This window comes from Kribbella sp. NPDC054772 (assembly GCF_053611945.1).
The window spans coordinates 89,982-111,924 of sequence record NZ_JBSHBJ010000012.1 but is presented as its reverse complement, the minus strand read 5'-3'; the positions used below and the strand labels follow the sequence as shown (position 1 = coordinate 111,924).

General features: G+C 70.1%; 20 protein-coding genes. 11 read left to right on the top strand and 9 right to left on the bottom strand.

Going from position 1 to position 21,943, the window contains the following annotated elements; translation table 11 throughout:
* The first annotated feature begins 75 nt into the window (after positions 1-75).
* The 3 genes from ACWGID_RS20695 (at position 76) to ACWGID_RS20685 (ending at position 1,519) form a co-directional block, all read left to right on the top strand.
* Positions 76-864 (top strand): GNAT family N-acetyltransferase, encoded by a 789-nt coding sequence (locus ACWGID_RS20695; protein WP_452198789.1) that lies wholly within the window; start codon positions 76-78, stop codon positions 862-864.
* A 2-nt stretch (positions 865-866) separates the two neighbouring features.
* Positions 867-1,091: a translation initiation factor IF-1 gene (gene infA, locus ACWGID_RS20690; RefSeq protein WP_452198787.1), complete on the top strand. Its 225-nt coding sequence runs from the start codon at positions 867-869 to the stop codon at positions 1,089-1,091.
* Positions 1,092-1,183: 92 nt separating this feature from the next.
* Positions 1,184-1,519, top strand: a complete 336-nt coding sequence (locus ACWGID_RS20685; RefSeq protein ID WP_452198786.1) for a hypothetical protein — start codon at positions 1,184-1,186, stop codon at positions 1,517-1,519.
* Here the strand turns inward: ACWGID_RS20685 and ACWGID_RS20680 are convergent.
* The 3 genes from ACWGID_RS20680 to ACWGID_RS20670 form a co-directional block, all read right to left on the bottom strand.
* Positions 1,506-1,643, bottom strand: coding sequence for a hypothetical protein (locus tag ACWGID_RS20680; protein ID WP_452198784.1), 138 nt, complete (start codon positions 1,641-1,643; stop codon positions 1,506-1,508). The genes ACWGID_RS20685 and ACWGID_RS20680 overlap by 14 nt on opposite strands.
* Before the next feature lie 7 nt (positions 1,644-1,650).
* Positions 1,651-3,702 carry a transglycosylase domain-containing protein gene (locus tag ACWGID_RS20675; protein ID WP_452198782.1) on the bottom strand — a complete coding sequence of 684 codons (2,052 nt, stop codon included), beginning with the start codon at positions 3,700-3,702 and terminating at the stop codon, positions 1,651-1,653.
* A 78-nt stretch (positions 3,703-3,780) separates the two neighbouring features.
* Positions 3,781-9,255: an ATP-binding protein gene (locus ACWGID_RS20670; RefSeq protein WP_452198780.1), complete on the bottom strand. Its 5,475-nt coding sequence runs from the start codon at positions 9,253-9,255 to the stop codon at positions 3,781-3,783.
* Positions 9,256-9,490: 235 nt separating this feature from the next.
* On the opposite strand from ACWGID_RS20670, the gene ACWGID_RS20665 reads away from it, so the two are divergent.
* From ACWGID_RS20665 to ACWGID_RS20655, 3 genes are read left to right on the top strand one after another with little or no spacing between them, the layout of a single operon-like run.
* On the top strand, positions 9,491-10,858 hold the full coding sequence (locus ACWGID_RS20665; protein WP_452198778.1) for an FAD-binding oxidoreductase: 1,368 nt from the start codon (positions 9,491-9,493) through the stop codon (positions 10,856-10,858).
* A 27-nt stretch (positions 10,859-10,885) separates the two neighbouring features.
* On the top strand, positions 10,886-12,046 hold the full coding sequence (locus ACWGID_RS20660; protein ID WP_452198777.1) for a pyridoxal phosphate-dependent aminotransferase: 1,161 nt from the start codon (positions 10,886-10,888) through the stop codon (positions 12,044-12,046).
* A complete protein-coding gene (locus ACWGID_RS20655; RefSeq protein WP_452198775.1) occupies positions 12,043-12,783 on the top strand; it encodes an alanyl-tRNA editing protein in 741 nt (246 codons plus the stop codon). Before ACWGID_RS20660 ends, ACWGID_RS20655 begins: the two co-directional genes overlap by 4 nt.
* On the opposite strand, the gene ACWGID_RS20650 is transcribed toward ACWGID_RS20655, so the two are convergent.
* A complete protein-coding gene (locus tag ACWGID_RS20650; RefSeq protein ID WP_452198773.1) occupies positions 12,780-13,145 on the bottom strand; it encodes a DUF5997 family protein in 366 nt (121 codons plus the stop codon). The two genes, ACWGID_RS20655 and ACWGID_RS20650, sit on opposite strands and share 4 nt — an antisense overlap.
* A 33-nt stretch (positions 13,146-13,178) precedes the next feature.
* Between ACWGID_RS20650 and ACWGID_RS20645 the strand changes: the two genes are divergently transcribed.
* On the top strand, positions 13,179-13,856 hold the full coding sequence (locus ACWGID_RS20645) for a LysR family substrate-binding domain-containing protein (RefSeq protein WP_452198771.1): 678 nt from the start codon (positions 13,179-13,181) through the stop codon (positions 13,854-13,856).
* A gap of 32 nt (positions 13,857-13,888) precedes the next feature.
* Complete coding sequence (locus ACWGID_RS20640; protein WP_452198769.1) at positions 13,889-14,404, top strand: VOC family protein; 516 nt, start codon at positions 13,889-13,891, stop codon at positions 14,402-14,404.
* A gap of 79 nt (positions 14,405-14,483) precedes the next feature.
* Here the strand turns inward: ACWGID_RS20640 and ACWGID_RS20635 are convergent, their stop codons facing one another.
* Positions 14,484-16,445 carry a GMC oxidoreductase gene (locus tag ACWGID_RS20635; RefSeq protein WP_452198767.1) on the bottom strand — a complete coding sequence of 654 codons (1,962 nt, stop codon included), beginning with the start codon at positions 16,443-16,445 and terminating at the stop codon, positions 14,484-14,486.
* Between the two features lie 33 nt (positions 16,446-16,478).
* Here ACWGID_RS20635 and ACWGID_RS20630 point away from each other — a divergent pair, with 33 nt between their 5' ends.
* Positions 16,479-16,694, top strand: coding sequence for an SDR family oxidoreductase (locus ACWGID_RS20630; RefSeq protein ID WP_452198765.1), 216 nt, complete (start codon positions 16,479-16,481; stop codon positions 16,692-16,694).
* A gap of 60 nt (positions 16,695-16,754) precedes the next feature.
* Positions 16,755-17,852 (top strand): aldo/keto reductase, encoded by a 1,098-nt coding sequence (locus ACWGID_RS20625; RefSeq protein ID WP_452198763.1) that lies wholly within the window; start codon positions 16,755-16,757, stop codon positions 17,850-17,852.
* Here the strand turns inward: ACWGID_RS20625 and ACWGID_RS20620 are convergent.
* Together ACWGID_RS20620 and ACWGID_RS20615 are read right to left on the bottom strand one after the other, a co-directional pair.
* Positions 17,839-18,423: a TetR/AcrR family transcriptional regulator gene (locus ACWGID_RS20620; RefSeq protein ID WP_452198762.1), complete on the bottom strand. Its 585-nt coding sequence runs from the start codon at positions 18,421-18,423 to the stop codon at positions 17,839-17,841. The two genes, ACWGID_RS20625 and ACWGID_RS20620, sit on opposite strands and share 14 nt — an antisense overlap.
* Positions 18,424-18,445: 22 nt before the next feature.
* The gene (locus tag ACWGID_RS20615; RefSeq protein ID WP_452198760.1) at positions 18,446-19,456 is read right to left on the bottom strand and encodes a hypothetical protein; all 1,011 of its coding nucleotides are present in this window, start codon (positions 19,454-19,456) and stop codon (positions 18,446-18,448) included.
* 62 nt (positions 19,457-19,518) lie between these two features.
* On the opposite strand from ACWGID_RS20615, the gene ACWGID_RS20610 reads away from it, so the two are divergent.
* Positions 19,519-20,121 carry a TetR/AcrR family transcriptional regulator gene (locus ACWGID_RS20610; protein WP_452198758.1) on the top strand — a complete coding sequence of 201 codons (603 nt, stop codon included), beginning with the start codon at positions 19,519-19,521 and terminating at the stop codon, positions 20,119-20,121.
* Here ACWGID_RS20610 and cpt read toward each other — a convergent pair.
* Complete coding sequence (cpt, locus tag ACWGID_RS20605) at positions 20,118-20,651, bottom strand: chloramphenicol phosphotransferase CPT (protein ID WP_452198756.1); 534 nt, start codon at positions 20,649-20,651, stop codon at positions 20,118-20,120. The genes ACWGID_RS20610 and cpt overlap by 4 nt on opposite strands.
* Complete coding sequence (locus ACWGID_RS20600; protein WP_452198754.1) at positions 20,648-21,895, bottom strand: MFS transporter; 1,248 nt, start codon at positions 21,893-21,895, stop codon at positions 20,648-20,650. Before ACWGID_RS20600 ends, cpt begins: the two co-directional genes overlap by 4 nt.
* Between the last annotated feature and the right edge of the window lie 48 nt (positions 21,896-21,943).

The following is a 21,943-nucleotide window of genomic DNA, read 5'->3' as shown; positions in this document are numbered from 1 at the left end:
CCCCTCTCGTGGTCACGGGCGGGCTGACGTAGGTGTCGTCGGGAGCGCCCCCAGAAGCTCCCGAAAGGAACACCGATGAACTCTTTGCCTTTCAGTCCGGGCGTTCACGCCCACAAGGTGACCGTCTCACGCGTCGCCGACAATCAATGGCATGCGATCGAGAACGACCTGGTCGTCGGTCGCGGCCACGCCAGCCGTCGGCTCGACGGCCGAACCTTCCTCAGCATCGACACCTGGCGGGACGAGGTCTTCGACCGGCTCGCCGCCGCGATCCTGGCCGACCAGCCGGCCCCGCGCTACACGGTTGTCGACGCGACCGACCACGACCTCACAGCCCAGTGGATCCGCGCCGGGTTCACGATCTGGCGGCGCGAGGCGGAGTACGCCGTACCCACAACACCAACTGCCACGACATCTGGGCTGTCCATCCTGACCGGTGACGACGTGGCCGAGGCGCCGTTGCGCGAGCTGGACCAGGCGATTCGCGCCGAGGTCGGGTCCACCGTCGGATGGCACACGATGCCCGCAGAGGTCCTGCCCTGGCAAGGTGGGACGAGACCGCTCGACCCGTCGAAGTACACCGTCGCGGTCCGGGACGGTCGGTACGTCGGCCTGCTCCGGCTCGCGACGATGACCCGACTCCCGCGGATCGGACTGGTCGCGGTCCTCGCCGCCGAGCAACGATGCGGGATCGCCCGGGCCTTACTGGCTCACGCCCTGACCCAACTGCACCACTCCGGCAAGGAAGCGGCGACGGCAGAGGTCGACGAGACCAACACCGCCGCGACAAGGCTGTTCGAAGGTTTCGGCGCCCACCGAACGGGCGGCAGCCTGGAACTGGTCAGCGGACCGGGAAAGGCCTGACGATGCCCAGAACAGCAGGCGGTCTCGAGATGGAAGGCACCGTCGTCGAGTGCCTCCGGAACGCCAACTTCCGGGTCGAACTCAGCAACGGTCACCGGGTCCTCGCGCACATCAGCGGGAAGATCCGGAAGAACTACATCAAGATCCTCCCCGAGGACCGCGTCCTGGTAGAACTCAGCCCCTACGACCTGACCCGGGGCCGGATCATCTTCCGCTACCGCAACTGAGTCCGGCCGGGCGCACCGTGTCGTCCATCGCACACACCTCCTGTCGACATCAAGACTAGAACATATGTTCGACAAGGCGGTAATCTGAAAACATGCTTGGTCGGTTCACGGTGCGCCCGTCCGACGACGGAACCAACAGGTTCGGCGTCTGGGACGGTGCGGTCAACGGGTGGCGTGCAACAGGGATCGACGACGAGACGGAGGCCCGGCAGGTGGCCTCCGATCTCGACGTCCAGTACGACGCCCACGGGCCCCGGCCCGCGGACGCGATCCGCAAGGTCGATCCCAGCCAGTCGGTCCAGCGCGCCACCTGGGCGGCCGGCGAGCTCGACATCTGGATCCGCGACAACGGCGAATGGCTCGGCCGCTTCCGCGACAAGGACGGCGAGATCGCCTGGGTCCCGGGCTCGGACCTCAGACCGCTCTAGGCGCGGGTGAGCAGCAACCAGGTCGGAGTACGCCGTGGGTGTAGCCGGCGCCGAGCGCGAGCAGCAGGATGCCGACCAGCGTGCCGAGCGACCCGTCGAGCGCGATCAGCAGGGCGCTGGTCACGCTGGGCTCAGCGGGGACTGTTCGGTGTGGGCTTCCCCGAGGCCGGGGGTTTCGGGTTGCCGATCATCTTGCGCGGCGGGTTGGCGAAGCGTTCGACCGGGAGGCCGTGCAGGGCGCCCTGCATCGCGGTCTCCCACAGCGGACCCGCCGTACCGGATCCGGTCGGGTCGACGATGTCCTGGCCGCCCAGCGTGTGGCCGTACATCAGGTTCGTGTACGGCAGGTTCGCGTCGGCGACGACCGCGGCGGCGGCGAGATTCGGGGTGTAGCCGGAGAACCACACGGCCAGGTTCTGCTGGATCGTCCCGGTCTTGCCGGCCATGTCGCGGGTACCGAACCGCAGGTGGCCACCAGTACCGCCCGGCATCATCACCGCGCTGAGAACCCGGTTGACCCCGTCCGCCACCGCGCGCGGCAGCACCTGCTTGCAGTCGAAGCCGGGACCGGGAATCGCCTTTCCGGACTTGTCCCGCACCGAGGTGACGACCAGCGGGTTGCAGTACTTCCCGCGCGCCGCGAACGTGGCGTACGCGTTCGACAGCATCAGCGGCGTCACGTACCCGACGCCCAGCGTCATCGACACCACCTGGTCGAGCGGCCCCATCGTCTGCGCGTTGTACATCCCGAGCCGGGACGCGATCTTCGCGATCGCGCACAGACCGGTCCGCTGCGACAGCTGCAGGAAGTAGGTGTTGGTCGAGAACCGCGCCGCCTCGACCATCGTCAGGTCACCGCTGTGCGTCGAGTTCTTCGGCGTGTACGTCGGGTCGCGGGTCGTGCCGTGACAGGTCTTGAACTTCGTGTTCCGCAGGTCGATCTGCTCCGGCGAGTTGATCCGGTAGTCCATCGGGATGCCCTTCGCCAGGGCCGCCGCGATCGTGAACGCCTTCATCGTCGAGCCGTTCTGGAACCCGCCGTACCCACCGGCGTACGACTTCTCGACGTTGTAGTTGTAGTTCGTGTGGTAGCGCCCGTTGCCGTACGGACGGCTCTGCACCATCGCCTTGACCAGGCCGGTGCCCGGCTCGACGACGGTGATGGCAGCGATCGCGCTGTCCTTGCGCTTGGTGTGCTTCACGATCGACGCCTGGGCGGCCGCCTGGATCCGCGGGTCGATCGAGGTCCGGATCAACAGGCCGCCGGTCTTCAGGTAGTGGTCGCGGTCCTTGACGGTCGCGCCGAGCTCCGGATTGGCCAGCAGCTTGGAGACCACGTAGTCGCAGTAGAACGGGTACCGCGAGTTGGCGCACCCGTTCGGCACCGGTTCGACCGCGGCCAGGTCGATGACGGGCGTGCGGAGCGCCTGGTTCGCCTGCCGGAGGGTGATCGCGCCGAGTTCGTGCATCCGTTTGATCACCACGTCCCGGCGGGCCCGGGACCGTTGCAGGTCGTTGGTCGGGTCGTACCCGCTCGGGTTCTTCACCAGGCCGGCCAGCAGCGCCGCCTGCGGGAGCGTGAGCTTGTCGGCGGTGGTCCGGAAGTAGTGCTGCGCCGCGGTCTGGACGCCGTACGCGCCGTCGCCGAAGTTCGCCAGGTTCAGGTACCGCTCGAGGATCTCGTCCTTGGACAGCTCGCTCTCGACGGCGATCGCGTACCGCAGTTCGGTGAGCTTGCGCTCGTACGAGACCTCGGTCGCCTTCTGCCGCTCGGCCGCCGTCCGCGCCTTCTCGACCAGGCTCATCTTCACGTACTGCTGGGTGATGCTCGACCCGCCCTGCTGGACCTCGCCGCCGGTCGAGTTCCGCACCATCGCGCGCAGCGTGCCCTTCAGGTCCAGCGCGCCGTGGTCGTAGAACCGGGAGTCCTCGATCGCGACGATCGCCTTGCGCATGATCGGGCTGACCGTGCCCAGCCGGACCGGGACCCGGTTCTGTTCGTAGAGGGTGGCGATCAGCGAGCCGTCCGCGGCCAGGATGCGGCTGCGGACGGCGAGCGGATCGGTCTGGAATTCCTTCGGAAGGTTCTGGACGGTCCCCGCGACCTCAGCCGCACCACGTCCGGCGAAGCCCGCGAACGGCACCGCCAGCCCGGCCGCGAGCGCACCCGAAAGTACGCTCACGCCGATGAACGTGATCAACGACCGAGCCCGACTGCGACCGCCCCTGTCGGTACGCACCCTTCCAGGCTAGAGGAATCATCACAGTCCGGGTACCCCGGAATTGATTGCCTCGATCAACTGTGGCCGCAACTCGGCCGCGCTGATCACCGCGTCGACGGACCCGACCTCGCGGGCCCGCTGGATACTGTGCACCCGGTCGAACTCGGCCGCGACCTCGCCCAGTTTCTCCGCCCGGACGACGGTTCGGACGTCCGCGAGCTCGGTCGCCAGCGCCGCGCGCTCGGCTCCGGTCGCCTCGCCGACCCGCTCCGCGAGCGTCGCGACCCGCGGGTCTGCGGCCGTCCGCGCGTCGACCTCGGCCGCGAAAACGACCGCCGCGGCCGGCGCGCCGCCGAGTACGGAGGCGAACGAACCCTCCACCGCGAGCACCGTCATCGACGGATTCAGCGACTTCGAGAACACCACGAACGCGCCGCCGTGGTACCGCGAGACCACGCAGAAAACGATCGGTCCCCGGAAGTTCACGATCGCGCGCCCGATCTCCGCGCCGTACTCCAACTGCAGGTTGCGCATCGAGTCCGGCGAGCCGTCGAATCCGGACAGGTTCGCGAGCACCACCAGCGGCCGGTTGCCGCTGGCGGAGTTGATCGCCCGCGCGACCTTCTTAGACGACCGCGGGAACAACGTGCCCGCGGTGTAGGTGTCCGGGCCGTCGGTGGGCGGGAAGCCCCGGCGCGGCACCGACCGGGACTCGATCCCGACCAGACAGACCGGGTACCCACCGAGGCGCGCGTCCTGCACGACCGCGGTGTCGGCGTCGGCCATCCCGGCCCAGCGCTCCAGCACGGGGTGGTCCTGGTCGGTCACCGCCCGCATCAGGGTGCGGATGTCGAAAGCCTTCTTGCGGTCCGGGTTCGTCGCCGCCGAGAAGATCTCACCGATCGTCTTGAAGTCGCTCCCGGCGACATCGTGCGGGTACGGCGTGACGTCGCGATCGACCGGGTCGGTCGTGACCGCGCGCCGTGGACCGTTCTCGCCCGGCAGGACGTAGGTGTGGTCGTAGTGCGTCATCAGCACGTCCCGGGCGCCCTTCAGGTCCGGCGCCCAGTACTGCGCCTGGCCGTTCGGGCCCATCACCCGGTCGTACCCACCGATACCGAAGTTGTCCTCGGCCGAGACGCTGCCGGAGAAGTCGAGCGTTTGCTTGCCGGTCAGCACCATCGCGCTGTCCGGCGTCATCACCAGGATGCCCTTGGTGTGCATCAGCATCGTGGCCTCGGCGTTCCAGTACGGCTGCGCGCCGACGTTGATGCCCGCGACCACGACGTTGATCTCGCCGCCGGCCTGGGTGAACTCGACGATCCGCTTCAGCGCCTTCGCGACCCAGTCCATGTTCTCGGTGCCGGAGTCCATCGAAATCCGGGCACCGGCGGACAGCGAGTACCACTCGACCGGGACCTGCATCCGCTCGGCCAGGTCGAGGGCCGCGATGATCCGCGAGCACTCCGCCTCGGCGACCGCACCGAGCGCCTTCGTCGGGTCGCCGCTGAGCGCCACCCGGGTGACGCCCTCGGGGTACCGGTCGGTCGGCGTGGTGACGAGGCCGAGGATCACGCCGGCCTTGTTCAGGCCCTTCGGCCGGTCGACCGGGACCAGGTTGCCGCTGTCGTCGAGGTCGTGCTCGACGAACCTGCCGCCCTGGCCGGCGACCATCCCGCTGACCTCGTACGGGTAGATCGTGTTCCGCCGCCGGGACCGCTGCACCTTCTGCGCGTAGTCGTCGAGCGGCAACAGCCGACCGGTCGGCGGCTGCTCCACCGACGTCACGACGCCGGCGCCGTGCTGGTAGTAGAACCGGGCCGTGACCGGGTTGATCGTGCCGTCCGGGGCCGCGACGCGACCCTGGACCAGGACCTCCTCGATCCCGGCGCCGGCGGTCAGCGGGGCGATGTTGCGCTGCAGCGCGGTCACCTCGTCGACCTGCGCCTCGACCACCGGCCAGATCTGCACCCAGACGTGGTTCATGTCGAGCTTCGCGCCCGCCGCGCCGCGCGCCGTCCGGGCCCGGCGGATCGCCTCCAGGCAGTTCGCGATCGCACGCTCGGCGTGCGGCAGCGACGTGACCTGGCCGTCCTCGTCGCGGACGACCGCGAACTGACGGACCTGGGCCAGCGCGACGAGCCGCCGGTCGGCCTCGTTGTCGCGGGCGACGCAGTAGTACAGGAGTACGTCGTCCGGCGCGTCCAGGCGGGTGATCCGGAAGTCGCGCAGTCGCCACAGGTTCAGGCGGCGGCCGACCATCGGGTGCACGCCGCGGACGTTGTCGTCCTCGGCCATCGAGCCGCCCGCGGGGCGGTAGGTGAAGTAGGACACCGGCTTGCCGTGGCCCGGGGCGATCGCGACCGAGATCCGGCGTACCCGCTGGGCGATCGGCAGGTCGGCGACCAGCCGGCGGTAGCGGTCGGAGGCCTCCTGCTGGGACTCCGGCAGCTCCGGGCCGTGCAGGTAGAGCTCGACGACCGCCTCGTGACCCGCCGTACGGGCGTCGATCTGCGCGGTCAGCGCCCGCGACAGGTCGCTGTCGGGGTCGGCGAGCTCGGCCACCGTGCCGACCGTCGTGACCAGGTGACTCGGCTTCTCGTCGATCGAGTAGCTGGCGGTCGCGAACGGCCGCCCGTCGACCGCGAACTCCCGCAGGTCGTGCAGCTCGTACTCGCGGTAGTGCCGCCGGACAAGCACCGCGAGCATCGGCTCGCGCTCGCTCCAGCCGCCTTCCAGCCGCTCGGCGAGGAACCGGACGATCGGCTCCGGGATCGCGGCCAGCGCGTCCACCCGCTGCTGCCGGTCCGGCGCGTCCGGGTTCGCGGCCAGGTCGGCCACCTCGTCACCGACACCCGCGATGATCGACGCCCGCTCGGCGTCCACCTGCGGCTGGTCGAACCAGCGGAACCGGACACTCCGTGCCAGGTCCCCGACCACCGGGAACCGCAGCTGCGTGGCCAGCACCAACCGGTCCAGCAGCTCGTGCACCGACTCGCCGTACGGCGTCTCCGGCAGTGGCTCGGCGATCCACCGCTGGAGCACCGACGTCACGATCAGTACGTCGGGAGTCGAGCGCAACTGTGCCAGGAAGATCCGGAAGACCGCCTCCTCCAGCTCCGGGCTCCGCTCCAGCGCAGTCACACCGTAGTGACTCAGCACCCGCGTCAGACGCCCCTGGAACTCGGCCGGCAACCCGCCGCGGTCCGGGTCCAGGCTCTGCAGGTAGGTGTAGAAGTACTCGCGCGGGCTGTGCACCCGGTTCTCGATGCTGGTGTCCGCTCCGGCGGGCCGGTTCCGGCTCAGCTCGGCGAAGTCCGCGAACACCGTCAGCAGCTCGATCTCGGCGCCGACGGGCGGCCCGGACTGCTGGTGCGCGAGCTCCGACCGGGCAGCGAGGTAGTCGGCCAGCATGCCGCCCTCGTCCTGCGGGTCGATGTCGAACCCGAGCAGCATGCTCCGCAGGTCGTCCAGCCCGCGCTCGACGCGCTCGACGGCGGACTTCTCCCCCGTCCCGTTCGGCAGGTCCAGCTCGACGCCGTTCTGCACCGGAGCAGCCGCCTCCGCGGCACCCTCGTCGGCGGCCGGCTCCAAGCGGAGCAGCGGCGCACCGGTCTCGACCTGGCTGCCGGTCGAGACCTGCAGCTCCTTCACGGTCGCCTTGAACGGCGCGTACAGCACCGTCTCCATCTTCATGCTCTCCAGCACCAGCACGGGCGCGCCGGCCTCGACCTCGGCCCCCGCCTGCACCGGCGTCGCCACCACGAGCGCCGGCGCGGGCGAACGCAGTACGCCGCCCTCGTCGCGGCTCACGCGGTGGGTCACGCCGTCGACCTCGACCAGGTGCACCGGGCCGTGGGTCGCGGTGACGAGTCGGAACCGCTGCCCGCCGACCAGCAGCCGGCTCGTGTACTCGTCCAGGCGCTCCAGCTCGGCGTCCACCATCTTCAGGTGGTCGTTGCCGTTGCCGACACCGACCCGGAACCGGTCCGGACCGATCCGCGCCACGGTCACCCGGTAGCTCGCGCCGCGCAGCTTCAGGTCGATCGCGCGACCGACCTCGTGCTGCACCTGCGGACGGCCGCCGTGCGCGGTCTCGAAGAGCCGGATCCGCTCGACCTGCTCGGCGTCCTCGTACCCCTCGATCGCGGCCGCGACCAGCGCAACGCCGGAGTGCCGGTGCGATACCAGGCGGCCCTCGCCGCGGACCCGGTCGATCCAGCCGGTGTCCGCGCTGCCGTCGATCACCTCGGGCTGGTCGAGCAGGTCGAGGATGAAGCTCTTGTTGGTCGCACCGCCCTCGATCAGCACGGTGGTCGCCTGCATCGCCCGCCGCAGCCGCGCCATCGCCTCCTCGCGGGTCCGGCCGTAGCCGATGATCTTCGCGATCATCGAGTCGAAGTCGGCGGGGATGCTGTCGCCGGCGCTGACGCCGGTGTCGACCCGGATCCCCGGACCGGCCGGCAGGTCGAGGACGGTGATCCGCCCCGGCGACGGCGCGAAGTCGCGGTCCGGGTCCTCGGCGTTCAGCCGGGCCTCGACCGCGTGGCCGCTCTCGAGCGGCTTGCTGCCCTCCAGCCGGCCGCCCGACGCGACGTGCAGCTGGGCCTTCACCAGGTCGAACCCGGTGGTCAGCTCGGTGATCGGGTGCTCGACCTGGAGGCGGGTGTTCACCTCGAGGAACGCGAACGACTTCTCGCCCGGGTGGTACAGGAACTCGACGGTCGCGGCGCCCTGGTAGCCGACCGCGAGCGCCAGCCGCTCAGCGGACGCCTTCAGGTCCTCGACCTGGGACGCGGCGAGCAGCGGCGAGGCCGACTCCTCGATCACCTTCTGGTTGCGGCGCTGCACCGAGCAGTCGCGGACGCCGAGCGCCCACGCCGTACCTTGGCCGTCGGCGATCACCTGGACCTCGACGTGCCGGGCACCGGTGACGAGGCGTTCCAGGAAGACGATGCCGCTGCCGAAGGCGCGGGCCGCCTCGTCACTGGTCCGCGCGTACGCGTCGGACAGCTCGTCCGCGGAGCGCACCACCCGGATGCCGCGGCCACCGCCGCCGGCCGTTGCCTTGAGCATCAACGGGTAGCCGATCCGCTCGGCCGCCTCGAGCGCGGCGTCCAGCGATTCGACCGCCCCGCGGCTCCAGGGTGCGACCGGTACGCCGACCTCCTCGGCGATCAGCTTCGAGCCGATCTTGTCGCCGAGCTTGCGCATCGCCTCGGCCGACGGGCCGATGAAGGTCACGCCGATCCGCTCGCACAGCTCGCCGAACGCCGGGTCCTCGGCGACGAAGCCCCAGCCGACCCAGGCCGCGTCGGCCCCGGTCTCGCGGAGCGCGCGCTCCAGGACCGCGAGGTCCAGGTACGGCCGGGCCGACGCCGGGCCGAGCGGGTACGTGATGTCCGCCGCCCGGACGAAGGTCGCGGCACGCTCGCCGTCGGTGAACAAGGCCACGGTCTCGATCGGGTCACCGCCTTCGGCGTTGACTTCCCGGACCGCGTTGATCAGCCGCATCGCGGCTTCTCCCCGGTTCACTATTGCGATACGCTTGAACACCGACCGCCTCCATGTCTCACCCTGAGCTTCGCGGGCAGACCTCTCCCCTGGATCGCAGAAGACAGCTGCCGCTGGCACAGGCTTTCAGTCCTTGGCCGTTACCGTCGAGTCGGCCCCCTCCCCAGGCGTGTTTTCGGGCTCTGCTACGTGACCCCGCCGTGCGCGAAACTGCCCGGCAGGGAGGGAACAACACATGACTCAGGAAATGATCAACCGGCTACGCAGCGAAGTCGCCGGGCCGGTGCTGACACCGGAGGCCGAGGGGTACGCCGAGGAACTGTCCGGGTTCAACCTTGCCGTGACGCACACACCCGACGTGGTGGTCGGGCTGACGTCCGAGGCCGACGCGGTCGCGGTGGTCCGCGTGGCGGCCGAGAGCGGTACGCCGGTCCGCGTGCTGGCGACCGGCCACGGGATCCCGAACCCGATCCAGGACGGGATCGTGGTCACCACGACACGGCTGACCGGCCTCACCGTGGACCCGGACGCGAAGATCGCACAGATCGCGGCCGGGAACCGCTGGGCCGAGGTGATCGCGGCCGCGGCGCCGCACGGTCTCGCACCGATCACCGGCGGCTCCGACGCGGTCGGCTGCATCGGGTACACGCTCGGCGGTGGACTCGGTCCGCTCGCCCGCACCTACGGCTTCTCGTCCGACTGGGCCCGCGGGTTCCGCGTCGTCACCGGGACGGGCGAGATCGTCACCGCGAACGCGACCGAGAACGCCGACCTGTTCTGGGCGCTGCGCGGCGGCAAGGGCGGCTTCGGCATCGTCACCGCGATGGACTTCGCCCTCGTCGAGCTGAGCACCCTGTACGGCGGTTCGGTGTTCTTCGACGCCGAGTACGTCGCGCCGGTGCTGAGCGCCTGGGCCGAGTGGACCAAGACGCTGCCCGAGGAGGCCAACTCCTCGGTGGTGATCCTGCGGCTGCCACCGCTCGAGTTCATCCCGGAACCGCTGCGCGGCAAGACCGTCATCAACGTCCGGTTCGCGTACGTCGGTGACGCGACGGAGGGCAAACGCCTGTTCCAGCCAATCCGGGACGCGGGGACGGCGCTGATCGACGCGGTCGGTGAGATGCCGGCGAGCGACATCGCACTGATCCACAACGATCCCAAGGCCCCGACACCGTCGTGGGACCGCGGGCTGATGCTGACCGAGATGGACGCCGGCTTCGTCGCCGCGTTCCTGGACGCGGTCGGCCCGGACCAGCAGGTGCCGTTGGTCGCGGTCGAGCTGCGGCACCTCGGCGGGGCGACGGAGCGGGACGTCCCCGAGGGCAGTGCCGTCGGCGGCCGGTCCGGGGCGTTCACGATGACGATGATCGGCGTACCGGATCCGGGGCTGTTCGAAAAGGTGCTTCCGGCAACGGTTGACGGGGTGCTGGCGGCATTGCGGGACTGGGTGTCCGACGAGACCACGGTGAACTTCGCCGGTGGGTTCGCGCTGCCGGGCTCGTACGAGGCGTCCTGGCCGGCGGCGACGTTCGCGCGGCTGGCCGGGATCCGGGCGGCGTACGACCGGAACCGGCTGTTCCCGTACGGGCCGCACCCGGCTTGAGATCAGATGTGAGATTAGGCTGAGGCCGTGAAGCTTGCTGCGCGGATGGACCGGCTGGGCACCGAATCGGCGTTCGAGGTGCTCGCGAAGGCGAAGGCCCTGGAGGCCCGGGGTCGGGAGATCGTGCACCTGGAGATCGGTGAGCCGGACTTCGATACTCCGGCGCACGTGATCGCCGCCGCGCAGCAGGCCCTGGACAAGGGCTTCACGCACTACGTGCCGGCCCCCGGCATCCCCGAGCTGCGGACCGCGGTCGCGGACTTCCTCGAGCGCACCGGTCGGCTGCGGACGACGCCGGACCGGGTGCTGATCACGCCCGGTGCGAAGCCGATCATGTTCTTCACCATCCTCGCCCTCTGCGAGGAAGGCGACGAGGTGCTGTACCCCGACCCCGGGTTCCCGATGTACGCGTCGATCGCGTCGTTCGCCGGGGCGAAGCCGGTGCCGGTGCCGCTGCGCGAGGAGAACGGGTTCGCCATCGACCCGGCCGAGCTGCGGTCCCTGGTCACCGAGCGGACCAAGCTGCTGATCCTGAACTCGCCGCACAACCCGTGCGGCAGCGTCTCCACCCCGGAGCAACTCGCCGAGATCGCCGAGATCGCGATCGAGCACGACCTCGTGGTGCTGAGCGACGAGGTCTACTGGGCACTGCGGTACGACGGTACGCATCACAGCGTCCTCGACTTCGACGGGATGGCGTCGCGGACGATCCTGCTCGACGGGTGGTCGAAGACGTTCGCGATGACCGGCTGGCGACTGGGCTTCGGGGTGTTCCCCGAGCCGCTGGTCGAGCCGGTGACCCGGCTGATGATCAACTCGGTGTCGTGTACGTCGGCGTTCAGCCAGCACGCCGCGATCGCCGCGCTCGAGGGTCCGTGGGACGACGTCGACCGGATGCTCGCAGCGTTCCGCGAACGCCGCGACGTGATCGTGTCCGGCCTGAACGCCGTACCCGGTGTGTCCTGCGTCGAGCCCGAGGGCGCCTTCTACGCGTTCCCGAACATCACCGAACTCGGGATGCCGGCGGCGACGCTGTCCGACCGCCTGCTCGACGAAGCCGGCGTCGCCTGCCTCCCCGGTACGTCGTTCGGCGCATACGGCGAGAACTACCTGCGCTTCTCGTACGCGAACTCGGTCGAGAACATCCGCAAGGCACTAGACGCCTTCACCGAACTGGTGGAGTCATGAGTGACACGGGCAGTCAGCATGGGCACACGGATCGGCTGGATCTTGGCGACGCGTCGGTGCGGGAGTGGGACGCGACGGTCGTCGGCGTGGATCCGGACCGCGGGATCGTGCTCGATCGGTCGGCGTTCTACCCGGGCGGTGGTGGGCAGCCGCCGGACGAGGGCGTGCTGCTGTGGGGCGGCGTGCGGACGCGGATCGTGGGGACGGTCAAGGGCGACGATTTGTACCTCGTCCCGCACGAGGGCGATCCGGTGCCGCCGGTCGGGACCGCGGTGCGGGGTGCGCTGGACGACGAACGGCGTACCCAGTTGATGCGGACGCATTCTGGGCTGCACGTGCTGACCGGCGTGGTGTTCCGCGACTTCGGGGCGCTGGTCACCGGCGGGAACATGGAGCCGTTGTCGGCGCGGATGGACTTCGACCTGGCCGAAGTACCGCCGGACTTCAAGGACCGGGTGGCCGAGGCCGTCAACGCCGAGATCCGCACCGACCGCCGGATCACCGTCAGCAACCTGCCGCGCGAGGAGGCGTTCGCGATCCCGGACATCATCCGGACGGCGACCAACCTGCTGCCGCCGGACATCGAGATCGTCCGGATCGTCGACATCGCCGGCCTCGACACGCAGGCCGACGGCGGCACCCACGTCGCCTCCACCGCCCTGATCGGCCGGATGGACGTGGTCAAGATGGAGAGCAAGGGCCGCGGCTTCCGCCGCCTCCGGGTCCGGATCGGTTAGTCGCGGGTCTTCAGGTCGGCGGCCTGGCGGCGGACCTCCGCCTGGGTGGCGCGCTCGTGCTCGAGCCAGTCGGGGTTGTCCGACTTGATGTCCTCGATCTGCGCGGTGGTGAGCGCCTCGGTGACACCGGCCCGCGCAAGCCCGCTGATCGACACACCGAGCTTCGCGGCCACCACCGCGCGCGGGTGCGGACCGTCGCGGCGCAGGTCGCGCAGCCATTCCGGCGGGTCCGCCTGCAGCGCGTTCAGCTCGTCGCGCGACACGACTCCGTCCTGGAACTCCGCGGGCGTGGCCTCGAGATACACCCCGAGCTTCTTCGCCGCCGTCGCGGGCTTCATCGTCTGCGTCTTACGCGCCGTCATGGGAGCAGCGTAACGCCCGGTAACCTCAGCACCGTGACCGGATTCCGGCTGGGCTACGTTCCCGGCGTGACCCCCGCGAAATGGGTGCGGATCTGGGCCGAGCGCCTCCCCCGCGTCCCGCTCGAACTCGTCCAGGTCACCGCCGCCGAGGCGCCCGACCTGATCCGCCGCGCCGAGGTCGACGCGGTGCTGCTGCGCCTCCCGATCGACCGGACCGGCCTGCACGCCATCCCGCTGTACGTCGAGCAGACGGTGGTCGTGGTTCCGAAGGACCACGTGATCACGGCCGCCGACGAGGTCACCGTCGACGATCTCGCCGACGAACTGGTGCTGCACCCGCGGGACGACGTACTCGACTGGGAACGGCCGCCCGGCCGGCTGATCGAGGAGCGGCCGGCGCGGACCGGCGACGCGGTCGAGCTGGTTGCCATGGGCACCGGTGTGCTGGTGGTCCCGCAGTCCCTCGCCCGGTTGCATCACCGCAAGGACCTGACGTACCGCCCGCTGACCGGCGTACCTGAGTCGCAGGTCGCGCTCAGCTGGCCCGAGGACGAGACCAGCGAGCTCGTCGAGCACCTGATCGGCATCGTCCGCGGACGCACCGTGAACAGCACCCGCGGCCCCGCCAAAACCACGCGGGAGCCGAAGCGGACGACCAAGGCGCCGGCCCAGCGGAAAGCGCCGCAGAAGAAGCCTCGCCGTCGCCGCTAGAATTCGGTTGAGTCTTCAACTACTATGGCGGTATGGCGATCTTCCGGTTGAACCACGCAGTTCTGTACGTACGCGACGTCGCGGCGAGCGTCGCGTTCTACCGAGACGTCCTCGGCTTCGGGTACACCGAGACCGGTGACGCGATCCAGGGAGCAGCGTTCCTGCGGGCGCCCGGTTCCAGCAACGACCACGACCTCGGCCTGTTCCAGATCGGATCCCAGGCCGCTCCGTCGGGCGCCGGGCGGACGTCGGTCGGGCTCTACCACCTCGCGTGGGAGGTCGACACGCTCGGTGACCTCGAGGAACTGGCCGGCAAGCTGAGCGAGCACGGCGCCCTGGTCGGCGCGTCCGACCACGGCACCACGAAGTCGCTCTACGGCAAGGACCCGGACGGCCTCGAGTTCGAGATCGTCTGGATCATCCCGGCCGACCTGCTCACCGACGAGGACCGCGAGAAGACGGGCATCTCCCGCCTGGACCTCGCCGCCGAGATCACGAAGTACGGCCGCGAGGCCCGCAGCGGCGTCGGCATCTCCCGCGTCGGCTGAGCCGTTACGGCTGGCGGGTTATGTCAGCGGTGGCGGGTTGCAACACGCCCGCGGTCAAGCAACCCGCCAGCGACGGGGCTCAGGCGCGGGTGATGTGAGTGGCGACGCGGAGGGCGTTGGCCAGGACCGTCAGGACCGGGTTTACGCCGCCGTTGGTGACGTGCAGCGACGCGTCGGCGATCCAGACGTTCTCGTGGCCCCAGAGCCGGCCGTTCGGGTCGGTGACCGAACGCGTCGGGTCGTCGCCCATCCGGCAGCTGCCTGCCTGGTGCTGGCCGGTGCTGGCCTGGCCCAACGTACCTAGGCCGCCGACGGCTGTGCGGGTCGCACCGGCCTCCTCCAGCCACGTCCTGGCCTTGGCGCTCATGAAGGCCCGGGCCCGGGCGTCCTCGGGATGGATCGAGCCGCTGGTGACGACGACCGGGTTGCCGAAACGGTCGACCACCGAGGGGTCGACGCGGACCCTGGACTCCGCGGACGACACCTCCTGGATCGGACCGACCACCCGCAGCATCCGGCGGAGCTCGCGCCGCATCGCCTGCTGACTCTCCACCCCGGCGACCGGAATCATCCCGGCCCCGGTCAGATAGTCGTACGTCGAGGCGGGTGTCGGCACGAACTCGTTCGCGAGCATCCCGCCGCCGACGATCCCGTCGTTCCCGTGCCGGAAGTCGCAGGTCGCGATCGACACCCCGGGCCCGACGAGATCCATCACCTCGTCCTCGAACAGCCCGACCGCTCCGGCGTACACATGGGCCTGTAGATGCCGGCCGACCTGGTCCTGGTCGTTGCCGAGACCGTTTGGCTCGCCGTCGTGCGCGCTGTTCAGCAACAACCGCGGGGTCTCCGACGCGCCGGCGGCAACCACGACCTCCGCGCACGCGACGGTGCGTCGCCAGATCCCGCCATACCCGTCACTCGCGGCCAGCGCGATGCCGACGACCCGGCCGGTCGAATCGGTCACCAAGCGCTCAGCCGTCGTCTCGGTGACCAACGTGCAGTTGCCGGTGGCCAACGCCGCGGGGAGCGCGGTGTTATGGGTCCCGCTCTTCGCCTCCACCGGACACGCGAACCCGACGCACTGCGCGCACCGCACGCACCCGGACCGCCCTTGATAGTCGACCGAGTTGATCAGCAGCGGTACGTCGAGAGTCCCCCACCCCAACCGCTCCGCGGCAGCCGCCAACCGATGCGCCGGCCCGGTCCTCGGCAACGGCGGCATCGGTAGCGGGATCGATCGCGAGTCGTGCCAGGGGTCGACGCCGCCGCCGCTCACTCCGAACCGCTGCTCCGCCAACGAGTAGTAAGGCTCCAAATCGTCGTACGAGATCGGCCAATCGGCCAGCGCACTGCCTTCCGGTACGCCGTACGTCGTCGCCATCCGGAAGTCGCGCGGGACGAACCGCCAGGCCTGCGCGCCGTACACGCGGGTGCCGCCGCCGACCGTGAACGCGTTGTTCCCCCACCCGCCGTCGGGCGGCAGCACCTGGCTCCGGACCCCATCCACGACCGACACCCGCGGCCGCCCGGTCGGGTCCGGATCCGTTGCCGCCGGCAACCCCACGACCGACCGCGGGTTCCGCAGGTGGTCGTGCGAGAGCGACTCCGTCGACGGGTAGCTCCCCAGCTCCACGACGAGCACCGATCGCCCCGACTCGGCGAGCACCTGCGCCGTGGCACCTCCGCCGGCGCCTGAGCCGATCACGATGGAGTCGTACCGCTCCCCCAGGTCCTCGCGCGCCGTGACGTCGAGCGACGTCTGCACCGGCGCGAACTCCGGCGTACGCCAACCGACCGACTCCCAGGAGCCGGGCTGCGCGTAGTACCCCTGCGCGATCAACCGCACCAACCAGGCACCGTCCGGGTCGTCCAGCACCCGATCGAGCTCCACCGCCAGCCCACGCTCGACCCGCGCCAGCCAGTCGGGCCGATCCACCGTCACCACCTGCTCAACGAACCCGACCGCCCCACCACCCGCCCCAGGCACGGCAAACTCCGCCAACCGCTCGAGCACGATCCGTTGCTGTTCAGACAGGCCCATCGTCAAATCCTTTCACGCACTACCGTTTGGCGCATGAGTGAGATCTTCGGCCTGTCGGGTACTGCTGCCGTGGTGACTGGGTCGAGTCGTGGGATCGCCTCCGACCGGCGGATCAGCACGTTCACGCCGCTCGGCCGGCGCGCGACGGTCGACGAGATCGCGGCGCCGTACGCGTTCCTAGCCTCGCCCGCGGCCGCCTACGTCACCGGTGCCGTGCTGCCCGTCGACGGTGGCTACACGGCCCTCTGAACCCACAGGCACCGAGTCTTTGTACTTGCCGGTCCATTTTTCCCGAGCAACGCTGTGGTCATGGCACTTGACGACTATTACCTGCTCGGCCGCTCCGGACTGCGCGTCAGCCGGCTCGCGCTGGGCACTATGAACTTCGGCCAGGCGGGTTTCCACGCGCCGTACGGGAAGACCGAGGACGAGGCCCGGGCGATCTTCCGGGCCTACATCGAGGCGGGCGGCAACTTCATCGACACCGCCGACTTCTACACCGCGGGTGAGAGCGAACGGATCCTCGGCCGGCTGATCGCCGAGGCGGGCGTCCGGGAGCGGATGGTGCTCACCACCAAGGCGACCAACAGCGTCGACACCGGCGACCCGAACGCGGGCGGCAACAGCCGCAAGCACCTGATCCGCGCCCTCGATGAATCGCTGCGCCGGCTCGGCACCGACTACGTCGACCTCTTCCTGCTGCACACCTGGGACCGCATCACCGGAGTCGACGAGGTACTGCGGACCCTCGACGACCTCGCCCGCGCGGGCAAGATCCGGTACGCCGGCCTGTCCGACGTACCGGCCTGGTACGCCGCTCGCGCGCAGACTCTCGCCGACGCGCACTCGCTGACACCGATGGTCAGCCTGCAACTGCCGTACTCGCTGATCGAGCGGACCGTCGAGACCGAGCACGTCCCGATGGCGCAGCAACTCGGGTTGGGGATCACCGCGTGGAGCCCGCTCGGCGGTGGCTTCCTGACCGGGAAGTACCAGCGCGACGCCGCGCAGCAGATGGCGGGCGAGGGCCGGCTCACCGGTGACGGGGCGGCCGGACAGTCCTGGACCGACCGGCAGTGGGACCTGCTGACGACCGTGCGGGAGGTGGCGGACAAGCTGGGCGTGACGATGGCGCAGGTGGCGGTCAACTGGGCCGCAACTCAACCGGGCGTGGCCTCGGCGATCGTGGGCGCGAGTCGCCCGGAGCAGCTCGAGTCGAGTATCGCGGCGCTCGACTTCGAGCTCCCGGCCGAGCTGCGGGCGGCGCTCGACGACGCGAGCGCCGTACCGCCGTCGTCGGTGTACCGGATGTTCACGCCGGAGTACCAGGGCTGGTTGGTGAACCCCGGCGTGAAGGTCGCTGACAAGCCGGTCGGGTATCAGCCGCCGGTGCTCAATTGGCGCTGAGGTAGTCCAGGCACAGGTCGAGCGCGTACTCCAGGTGGGTCGACGATCCGGACGACAGCAGGATCGCGACGCCGCCCTGGATCGCGGCGATCAGCGCGGCCGAAGCGCGGGCGGGATCCACGTCGGCACGGATCTCGCCCGCCGCTTTCATCTCCTCGATGCCGGTCGCGAGCCGCTCCTGCCACTGGGCGAGCAGCGTCGCGGTGACCGCTTGCGCGGCGGGCGTGTGCCGGCCGATCTCGGTGATGAGGACACCGAGCGGGCAGTTCACGCCCTGCCGCCGGTACTTCTCGACGACGACGTCCCGCCATTCGCGCCAGGCGTCCCAGCTGGTCAGCTGTCCGAGCTGCGGCTCCTGGTCCTCGAGCACCCGCTCGGCCTCGCGCTCGGCGACAGCGAGCAGCAGCTGCTCCTTGCCCTCGGGGAAGTAGTGGAAGAGCTGGCTCTTCCCGGTCCGGCTGCGCTGCCCGATGTCGTCGAGCTTCACCGCACTGATCCCACGCTCGCGGATCTCGGCCGCGGCCGCCGCGACGATCCGCTCCCGCGTCGCCGCACCCTTCGCTGTCAACACATCAGCAAATGTACCCGCCGGTCTAAGACCGCCGACTGTTCAGCTCCGCGAGCGCCCCGAACACCCGCTTCGGCGTCCGCTCCCCGTCGTCCCCGACCGCGACCAGCCCGTACGACGAGAGGTCGAGATCGTGCTCCGGATCGTCCGGGCGGTGCGGCAGACCGAAGCCGGCGTAGCTGAACCAGAACGCCGCCGCCAGCTCGATCCGGTCGAACTCCTCGACGAGTCCGTACAGGTACTCCACTTGTTCCTCCTCCCGTCGCTCGTAGGCACCGTTGAGCGCCGGCGGGTCGACACTGCGGTTCACGATCATCCAGCCGGTCCCGCCGCGGTCTCCGGCGCCGCGGTACGCGCAGCAGCCGAACTCGGTCGCGACGACCGGCTTCCCCCACTTCGACCGGGCCCCGAGCTCGTCGGCGAAGGTCGCCCGGTTGGCCGCGTCCCGGTACGCGTCGACGCTGACGATGTCGAAGAGGTCCCAGTTCACGTCCTCCCACATCCCGGCGGCGTACGTGATCCGGCCACCGAACGCCGTACGCCCGGCCGACACCAACTGCTGCTGTACGTCGCCCCAGCGCGCGAGCCCCGCCTGTAGCTCGGTCAGCTTCGCCGGATCGGTCCAGGTCGCCGGGTCCGCCATCAGCGCGAGCCGCTCCCCCGACGTCGCTCCGGGAATGAAGCCCTTGCAGAACACGGACAGCTCGCACCCGAGCACCAGCACGACCTCGCCACGACCGGACTGCCGCAGCTGCTCCGCCCGACCGGCACAGTCGGCCAGGAAGGCGATGAACTCGTCCGGCTCGAGATCCATCGGCACCGGCGAGAACCACAGATCGAGCCCGGCCGCGAGCGCCGCCTCCCCCGCGATCGCCAGCCGGTCCGGATCGTTCCCCGAGACCCTGACCGCGGGAGCCCGCAGCTCGTTCGCGATCACCGCCAGGTCCTGGCGTACGACGTCCGCGTCGAAGCGCTCGTGTGTGTCCCGGCCGTCGTACCGCAGGCCGGTGTCGTAGTTCACCCCGATGGCTCGCATGCTCCGCAGCCTAGCAATCAAAGTCATACTCGGTACATCTTTTTATCCGGTATGGTTCAAGCGTGAACCAGAACGGCCGCCGGGAGCGGAAGAAGGCCGAGCTCCGCAGCCGGATCTCGGAGGTGGCGACCGGGCTGTTCCTCGAGCGCGGGTTCGACGCGGTGTCGGTGTCCGAGATCGCCGAGGCGGCGGATGTCGCGCGGCCGACGGTGTTCGCGCACTTCGCCCGCAAGGAGGACCTGCTCTTCGACCGCTATCCCGAGGCGGAAGCGCTGGTCGTTGGCGCGATCAACGACCGGCCGGCCGGCACGTCCGCGGTTCTGGCGCTGTCTGATCTGCTGGTCGCCCTCGCCGACGCCGGGCACCCGCTGTCCACGATCCGCGCGAGCTTCCGCCGCTTCTGGGAGGTCATCGCCGAGTCCCGGGCGTTGCAGTCCCGCGCCCGCGAGCTCACGGATCACATCGAGCAGGCCATCGCGGCCGCCATGGCGAACACGGGCGTGCCCGACCCTGAGCTCACCGCGGCCCTGACCGTCGCCGCCTACCGCACCGTCCACCTCCGAGCAGTACGACGAATCCTCGCCGGCGCGGACGCCGTGACAGTCGCAACCGAGCACCGCGAACACACCATCCACGCCCTCACCGTCGTGGACGGTCATAGCTAGTTCACGTGCCTCGCGATGGTGTGGGCGCAGTCGATGGATTCGGTGTGGGAGGTGTCGACTTCGACGTCGTACGTGATGCCCTCGTGGACGACGTACGCCTGCTTCTCGGCCATGCCGCCGGCGCGGTTGCCGCGGGCGATCTCGCGGCCGGCGGCGATCTCGGGAGCGCAGTGGACGCCGACCCAGAGCGTCTCGAGGTCGCCGATCGCGTCGCGCCAGCGCTGTTGCGAGGCCGGGCCGCCGAGGAACACGTCGTCGACGATGACGCGGCCGCCGGCGCGACACATCGCGACGAGCCCCGCCGTCCAGGCCGCTTCCAGTTCACGGAACGCCGGCCCGACGGACACCTCGCCGCCCGGGCCGATCAGGATGCCGTCCGGCGAGCCCTCCAGATCGGCCGGCAGCGCGTCCACGAAGTTGTCCACGCTGAGCGCCAGCCACGGTTCGGCCAGGACCGCCTGCAGACACCGCACGATCCCGGTCTTCCCGGAACTGGACCCACCGTTGATGATGATCAGTCGAGCCGTCACGCCCGCAAGACTAGGGTCTCGGTCCGCGGGCTCTCGACCGGTTTACGCCGCGCCAGCGCGAGGAACGGTACGGCGAGCGCCTGGATCACCGCCGACACCAGGTACGCCGTCCCGTACCCCCACACGTCCGCGGCGCGACCGAGCGTCGGCTGGATCACCACGCCGCCCGCCGACCCGAGCAGGTTGTCGAACGACAGCACCGTCGCCCGCTGCTCCGACGGGATGTGACTGTTCAGGTACGCCTGCCGCACCGGCGACATCGCGGCGAACATCGTCCCCCACCCCATCAGCAGCACCAGCGCGAGCCCGAACGACGTCACCAGCCCGATCGACGCGATCAGGACGCCGGACACCAGGATCGCCGCGATCAGCGTCCGGATCCGGTCCCGGAAGATCCGCGCCAGGGACGACGCCGACGCCCCGCCCGCGATCTGCGCCCCCGCGACGATCCCGGCCGACAGACCCGCGACGGCGTACGAGTCGGTGTGCCCGTACAGCTGTAAGAGATATGGTTGCGCGGCGTAGAACCCGTACACGCTCACCCCGGCCGTGAACGGTCCGGCCAGCATCACCCAACGCACCCGCCGGTTCAGCAGGCCGTGCCGCAGCGAGGCCCGGACGATCCCGCGCATCTCACCGCGTACCGAGACGCGCGGCTTCGGCGTGAACCCGATGTCCCGCATCGAGCGCCACGCCACCGCGAACGTGGCCAACAGCAACAAGGCGCGCACGACGTACGGCATCCCGAGATTCGTGAGCTGCGCGAGCACGCCACCGCCGATCGATCCGGCCAGCATCGCGATCCCGTTCGCCACCTGTCCCTTCGCGAACGCGTCGTCCAGCGAGCCGCGGTACCCGGTCGCATGCAGCCCGTCGACCAGCCACGCCTCGGTCGCGCCACTGAAGAACGTGAACCCGAGACCGAGCAGCGCCGACACCACGGCCCACCACACAAACGGGGCGTGGGTGCGCCACAGCAACAGGTAGAGCAGCGTCGTGCCCATCAGCGTGGCGGTCCCGAGCAGGTACGACGCACGCCGGCCGACCGTGTCCGCGACGACGCCGGTCGGGACCTCGAACAGCACCATCCCGGCGGTGAAGAACGCGTTCGCGGCGAACGCCTTCCCGACGCTCAGACCGGCGTCCAGCAGGAACAATGTGTTGATCCCCCAGATCATCGACGACGCGCCCGTCGACACCACGACCAGCGTGAGGTAGGTCCGCAGTACTCGCTCGGCTGTCATACCCGGTACGTCGGAGCTGTCCGTCCCGACTCGACATGCGCGCCGTGA

Bases quoted from the DNA above. Each gene is read 5' to 3' on its own strand.
- ACWGID_RS20670 (WP_452198780.1), bottom strand. From the start codon at position 9,255: ATGCGGCTGATCAACGCGGTCCGGGAAGTCAACGCCGAAGGCGGTGAC.
- ACWGID_RS20640 (WP_452198769.1), top strand. From the start codon at position 13,889: ATGGCGATCTTCCGGTTGAACCACGCAGTTCTGTACGTACGCGACGTC.
- ACWGID_RS20655 (WP_452198775.1), top strand. From the start codon at position 12,043: ATGAGTGACACGGGCAGTCAGCATGGGCACACGGATCGGCTGGATCTT.
- ACWGID_RS20695 (WP_452198789.1), top strand. From the start codon at position 76: ATGAACTCTTTGCCTTTCAGTCCGGGCGTTCACGCCCACAAGGTGACC.
- infA (WP_452198787.1), top strand. From the start codon at position 867: ATGCCCAGAACAGCAGGCGGTCTCGAGATGGAAGGCACCGTCGTCGAG.
- ACWGID_RS20665 (WP_452198778.1), top strand. From the start codon at position 9,491: ATGACTCAGGAAATGATCAACCGGCTACGCAGCGAAGTCGCCGGGCCG.
- ACWGID_RS20685 (WP_452198786.1), top strand. From the start codon at position 1,184: ATGCTTGGTCGGTTCACGGTGCGCCCGTCCGACGACGGAACCAACAGG.
- ACWGID_RS20650 (WP_452198773.1), bottom strand. From the start codon at position 13,145: ATGACGGCGCGTAAGACGCAGACGATGAAGCCCGCGACGGCGGCGAAG.
- ACWGID_RS20635 (WP_452198767.1), bottom strand. From the start codon at position 16,445: ATGGGCCTGTCTGAACAGCAACGGATCGTGCTCGAGCGGTTGGCGGAG.
- ACWGID_RS20600 (WP_452198754.1), bottom strand. From the start codon at position 21,895: ATGACAGCCGAGCGAGTACTGCGGACCTACCTCACGCTGGTCGTGGTG.
- ACWGID_RS20630 (WP_452198765.1), top strand. From the start codon at position 16,479: ATGAGTGAGATCTTCGGCCTGTCGGGTACTGCTGCCGTGGTGACTGGG.
- ACWGID_RS20625 (WP_452198763.1), top strand. From the start codon at position 16,755: ATGGCACTTGACGACTATTACCTGCTCGGCCGCTCCGGACTGCGCGTC.
- ACWGID_RS20615 (WP_452198760.1), bottom strand. From the start codon at position 19,456: ATGCGAGCCATCGGGGTGAACTACGACACCGGCCTGCGGTACGACGGC.